Consider the following 6,836-nt stretch of genomic DNA (forward strand, 5'->3'; position numbering starts at 1 on the left):
GTCTTTTAGCTATTGGACTGCGACCAGTATTCCAGTTACACAAAATAATTATCTTATCCTAGTTACCACTAGAATGCATTTTTCCATTGGTAGATAAGCCTTCGCTTTGGTATTGTTTCTCATATCATGTCCGGCTGATTAGTTGTCATTACGAACGAAGTAAAGCAATCTCCAAACCCTCTTCCAGAAATCAATTGGACAGTTGACTTCTTTTGCGAAGGTAATGGGTTTTTAGATTAATTATTTGGAGACTGCGCTTGGATTAAGCAATTTCTTAATGTTTCGGCTAACACCTGTACATGCGGCTCATTAAGTTGGTCAAGGTGAGATCCGGGAACGTAATGGATATCTAATCCTCCAGCAACTACTTCGCCCCAGCCGAATTGAGGATCGTATTGTGTGCCTATAGCTTCGTCCCGACTTTGATCGTCTGTTCGCAAGAGGATAGCTCGACCAAGGTAAGGTGAAAAGATATATTCACTGACGGCTTGAGTGTTAGCATCTATAATCTTTAAGTGCTTGTCAGTTGTAGGTAAATTAAGTACGCCTTCTAAGTAACGATTATATCTATTTTGGAGATGAGACTTACGCCAATAACTCCATCTCACAGCCCTTTGCCAAAGGTAGTCAGGCCCTTGTTGAATAATATTATTTAAATGCAAGAAAACTCGCTTGAGAAATGATGCCCGCCAGCTATAACCTGGGCGACAACTATCAAGCATAACTAAAATACCAACTTGTTCGCCTTGCTCTTGGAGTTGCCGAGCCATCTCGAAAGCAACTACACCCCCAAAAGAATAACCTCCTAGAAAATAAGGGCCATTAGGCTGAAGGGTCTGAATTTCTTTAATGTAGTGAGTTGCCATGTCTTCAACCCGTGTATGGAAGGGATGTTTTCCATCTAGCCCTTGTGGTTGTAGTCCGTAGAATGGTTGATCTGAACCCAGATGCAATGCCAATTCACGGAAACACAAGACTTCTCCACCTAGTCCGTGAATACAGAAAAAAGGTGGCTTGGAACCATTGGGTTGAATTTCTACTAGGGATGACCAAGTACCTTTTGATTTGTCTAATGTATCTACTAAAGCCTTGTTTTTTGCTAAATCTTCTTGGCAAATTATTTTGGCTAAAGCCTCTACAGTCCCTGACTGGAAGAGAATAGCAAGAGGCAGATTTTTATTAAATGTTTTCTCAATTTGCCAAAATAGTTTTACTGCTAATATGGAGTGTCCTCCTAGCTCAAAAAAGTTATCCTTGACACCAATGGGCTGGACACCTAAAATCTCCTCCCAAATCTTTATTAGCTGGCGTTCCACCTCATTGCGGGGAGCAACAAACGTAGCTTCCGACTCTTGCCTTGATAAGTCGGGTGCAGGTAAGGCCCGGCGGTCTACCTTGCCGTTGGGGGTTAGAGGCATGGTGTCCAGCAAGACGAAAGCCGAAGGTACCATGTACTGTGGGAGCTTTGTCAAGAGAAAGCTACGTATGTCACTAATTGTAGATGCCCAGTCTTGATTCGGGATAATGTAAGCCACTAAACGTTGATCCCCAGGAACATCTTCACGGGCAATTACTACAGTTTGAAGTACATCTGGGTGTTGGGCTAACACCGTCTCAATTTCCCCTGGTTCCATGCGTATCCCACGGATCTTAACTTGATGATCTCGGCGACCGAGAATTTCTAGAGAGCCATCTGGACGATAGCATCCGCGATCGCCTGTATAATAAAGCCAATCTCGTTCGTCATTCCGATAGAGGTTTTTGACAAACCGAGAACGGTTTTCATCTTGAGCATTTATATAACCCAAAGTGCGGAATGGTGTTCGTATAACGATCTCGCCTGGTTCACCAATGCCACACAACTGGTTATTTGGTGTCAAAACTAGTGCTTGGGTTTCAGGGAGCGGCAATCCTACTGGTTGTACTCCTGGTGTACACTCAACAGGTATTTTGTAATAACACTTCGCCAAAGTTGTCTCTGTCGGCCCATAAAGATTGACAATTTCACCTGATTCGGGAAAAGCTTCGCGCCACCGACATACAAGTGTCTCCTTGAGAGGTTCTCCAGCACAGAACAACCAGCGTAAGTTACGTAGATAGACTCCTGACGGCACATTCGCTAACCATAATTGCGCCAGCGATGGAACTGTGTGCAGCACAGAAATTTGCTCATGTTCCAAATAATTCAGAATCTTAGTTGGTTCTAGGTTATCCCCTTCCTCTGGTAAACACAGGGTTGCACCACTAGTTAAAGGTAAGAAAATATCTCTGAGGACTACATCAAAGGAAAGACCTGTCAATTGGGCAACCCGGTCTTGCTGACCAATTTCAAATGTCTGCCTCTGCCAATTGAGAAAATGCGCCATCCCTTTGTGACATCCCAGCACCCCTTTGGGTACACCAGTGGTGCCAGAAGTAAAGAAAATATAAGCTGCATCATCGGCAGTAATTTCAGGCAAGTTGATTGCTTTACTGCTGTCTTGGGGTGAATTTATCGCTTCTCCTGTGTCTGGGTTTATACAGATGCTCGTTAAAGATTTGTATATTTCTTTATCTTTTGGATGCTGACTATCAATATATAATATGTATTTAGCTTTAGCTTCCTTTAACATGATCAAGTGGCGTTGGCATAGCCCACCGTAGGTATCGCTAGGAAGTTTTGGATCGAGGGTAAGTAGGACACCGCCACTCAAGAGTACAGCGACCATACTCGCAATCAGTCCAAAGCTTCTTGTCCCAAACACGGCTACAACATCTCCCCGTTGGACTCCGTGATCCAACATTACCCCTGCTAAAGCTTGAGCGCTTTTGCCCAATTTCCCATAGTTCCAAGTGCGAAATCCTTGACGGAGTGCTGAATGTTCTGGGGTACGATTTACCCAAGAGGTAAACATTGTTGTTACCAATTCGTAACTCGGTTCTGGCAAAACCGCCCTTGGTTCTGGTAGCAAAGTTCTGGCTTTTGGTGTGACAAGAGAATACAAACTAATCTGGCTATCCGCAGCAGCAACAATTTGATTCAACAAATGATGGAATTGATGCAGCATTTCCATCATCCGCTCTGAAGCAAACAAATCAGTGTTGTAGACTAAATCAAGTTGGATTCCCTGATTTTTTTCTGTCACATACAAGGTTAAGTCGAATTTGGAAGCTGTTTCTAACATCGAGACTGGTTCTATCACCACTCCAGGTAGTTCCAGTTGGATGTCTTTTAAGTTGAGCATATTAAACCACACTTGAAACAGTGGGTTCCGGCTGGTATCTCGCTCTGGTTGCAGTTCTTCTACCAGTTTCTCAAAGGGCATATCCTGATGAGCATAAGCACCTAATGCCATCTGGCGAACTCGACTTAGCACTGAACGAAAACTAGGATTACCGGAAAAATCAGTCCGTAAAACGACGGTATTAATAAAAAATCCGATCAACCCTTCAATTTCAGAACGGTTACGTCCAGCAATGGGAGAACCGATGAGAATGTCTTCTTGCCCAGTATAGCGGTGCAGGATTGTCCCAAAGGCCGCGAGCAAGGTCATGAATAGGGTGACACCTTCCTGACGCGAGAGTTCAATGAGTGATGCACTCAGAGTCTGCGGTAGCATTAGGGATTGGGCCGCCCCCTGGTAAGTTTGCACTGGTGGCCGTGGCCGGTCGGTGGGCAATTCTAGTACAGTATTAGCACCTGCTAACTGGGTTTTCCAGTAGTTTATTTGACTGGAGAGAACTTTACCAGATAGCCATTGATGCTGCCAGGCAGCAAAATCGGCATACTGAATGGGTAATTTTGCCAAAGGAGAAGGCTTACCGCTCAACAAGGCTTCATAAAGAGATGCTAACTGCTGCCAGAGAATACCCATTGACCAACCATCGGAAGCGATGTGGTGCATCACTAACAACAGTATTCGCTCCTGTTCGTCTATCTGGAGCAAGCAAGCTCGCAACATTAAGTCAGATTCTAAGTTGAAGGGGCGTCGCGCCTCTTGATTTAGCAGAGATTGTACCTGCTCTTGTGTTGCTTTAATTATCTTGAGTTCAACTGGCCGAGGCTTGCCAATAACTTGTATGGGGCTACCATCCGGTGATGTAATAAAGTTTGTTCGCAGTGCTTCGTGATGGATGACGATCGCATTTAGTGCCTGTTGCAATATACTTGCGTTGAACTCGCCCCTTAAACGCAGTGCATTGGAGATAATATAAGCTGGGCTGTTAGGTTCCAACTGCTCCAAAAACCACACTCGCTGCTGGGCAAAGGATAAAGGGATTGACTCCCGGTTAGATATTAGGGGAATAGTCTGGTTGTGGGGGTCATTTTCTGGAATCTGGGTTTGAGCGATGGCTTGAGCTAAACTAGCGATCGTTGGATTCTCAAATAAAATCTGCAACGGCATTTCTATCTGAAAGGCTTTGCGAACCCTAGACATGACTTGAGTCGCTAGCAGTGAATGGCCTCCCAATTCAAAAAAATTGTTGTGAATGCCTACTTGTTCCAGACGCAAAACTTTTACCCAGATATTAGCTAAGACTTTTTCTGTAGCATTTTGGGGTGGGACAAAGTTAGTTGACAGGTCAATATTAGATGTATGCGGTGCAGGTAAAGCACGGCGGTCTATTTTGCCGTTGGGGCTTAATGGCAGGGTGTCCAAAAATACAAAGCTGGTAGGTACCATATATTCAGGCAACCGACTTTGCAAAAAGCTACGCAATTCAACCTGACTAGGAATTTGCTCTGGGTTGGCAACAATATATGCTACGAGTTGCTTGCCACCAGGAATATCCTCTCTGGCTATGACTAGAGTCTGTGTCAGGGCTGGATGTTGAGCTAATATCGCTTCAATCTCTCCCAATTCAATTCGGAAGCCACGAATCTTCACTTGGTAGTCAATACGACCGAGAAACTCGATATTACCGTCTGGTAGAAAACGTGCCAAGTCTCCAGTTTTGTAAAGACGTGCCCCAACTTCAGAGCTAAAAGGGTTGAAAATGAACTTCTCTGCGGTCAATTCAGGACGGTTAAGATAGCCCCGCGCTAGACCAATACCGCCAATGTGCAGTTCACCTGATTCACCAACAGGCACAGGCTGCAAATTTTCATCAAGGATGTAAATCTCTGCATTAGTAATGGGGCGACCAATGGGAGCAATGCTGTAATTAGTGCCGCGCTGGCAAATCCAGAAAGTGCTATCAATGGAAGCTTCTGTCGGACCATAGCAATTATGGAAAACATTGTCCAAATTCAGTTTGGCAAAGAAACGTTCTATGAGTTCGCCAGGTAAAGCTTCGCCACCGCAGGTAATATGTCTGAGAAATCGGCAATTCTCAATTCCTTCTTCTTCCAGCAAGACACGCAGTATAGAAGGTACTAAGGCCAAGACAGTTATTTGCTGCTCAGTAATCACCTTCACAAGATAGGCAGTGTCTTGATGTCCACCAGGACGAGCCATGATCAATTGCCCCCCGAAGCATAATGGCCAGAATATCTGCCATACTGAGGGGTCGAAGCTAAAAGAAATAGTCAGTAAGACTTTATCTGCTTGAGTTAATTTAAAGGTTGTTTGCCGCCAGTATAGTTGATTACAGATACCACGATGAGGGATCATTACACCTTTGGGCTGTCCTGTAGAACCAGATGTGTAGATTACATAGATCAGGTTATCAACCGTCGTTTGATTTACAGGATTTTCTTGACTGTTTTGAATATTACCTTGCCAATTTGAATCTAGACAAACCACTTGTGCCTGATGCGGTGGTAGGTTCTTGACCAATTTCTCTTGGGTCAACAACACTGGTGTCTGGGTATCTGATAAGATGAAAGTTAAACGCTCTGGGGGATATGCCGGATCTAAAGGCACATAAGCGCCTCCAGCTTTAAGAATACCTAGTATTCCTACGATCATCTCCAAGGATCGCTCCAGGCAAATCCCCACTAGTACTTCGGGCCCAACTCCTAAAGTACGTAAGTGATGCGCTAGTTGATTCGCCCGCTTGTTTAACTGCTGATAAGTAAGTTGTATATCTTCAAATACTACAGCGATCGCTTGGGGCGATCGCTCTACTTGCATCTCAAATATTTGATGAATGCATAGATCCTGATGATGAACTACTTGAGTGTCATGCCATTCCTGTAGAACTTGAGTGCCGATAATGTGAGTTAAGGTATTTAACGGAATATTTTGCTTATACCCTGAAGTTTGGCTATTTATCTGCATTTTCTATGTATCAACTCCATCAGGAAATGGCATTTTTCTAATTTATTATTTATTGTATATATACCAAATTCTGTGTGAGGTTGCATATTAATGCCCTCAGTATATAAGGCTAGGGCTACAGAAACAAAGCCTGACTAGCTTTAAGATCGGGACACTGCGCTAAGACCTCTAGTTTGCAGTACCCAGGTTAGTTATATACATCTTCACAAGAGAAGTGGTATTTAAAGCTCTAGCTAATCGATTTTTATTTAACATAATAATCCTATCTTTACCCTATATCTTAATTTTTTACATCAATCTTTAAAACCCAATTAAAATTACAAAAAATGCATGATTCCATTGTTAAAGTACATGCATGGAAAAGTATTTATTCTGCGGCTTTACTTTTAATTTACAAATCATTTTTTGTATAATCTAGATGACTCAAATTTAATACTAAAAAGACTTTATCCTTTTTCATGAAAATTTGCTGAAGGAAAAAATAATTATTACCGAATCTTCACTGTATTTATTCGATATGTAAAAATAGTGTAAAGCAAAAAAAATACTCTCTCTTATACCAATTTAATATGAAGCTGCATAGAAAAGAGCTTCTAGGATAAAATTATAAGAAGAGATAGAAATTACCTGCTC

The 6,836-nt window shown here is 42.9% G+C and carries 1 protein-coding gene; it reads right to left on the reverse strand.

Features of this window, described 5'->3' with window-relative positions; genetic code table 11:
• Positions 1-236: 236 nt before the first annotated feature.
• Complete coding sequence (locus ACEYW6_RS18555) at positions 237-6,203, reverse strand: amino acid adenylation domain-containing protein (RefSeq protein WP_412980887.1); 5,967 nt, start codon at positions 6,201-6,203, stop codon at positions 237-239.
• Positions 6,204-6,836 lie beyond the last annotated feature (633 nt).

The organism is Nostoc sp. UIC 10607 (genome assembly GCF_047228265.1).
Classification (GTDB): Bacteria; Cyanobacteriota; Cyanobacteriia; order Cyanobacteriales; family Nostocaceae; genus Nostoc; species Nostoc foliaceum_A.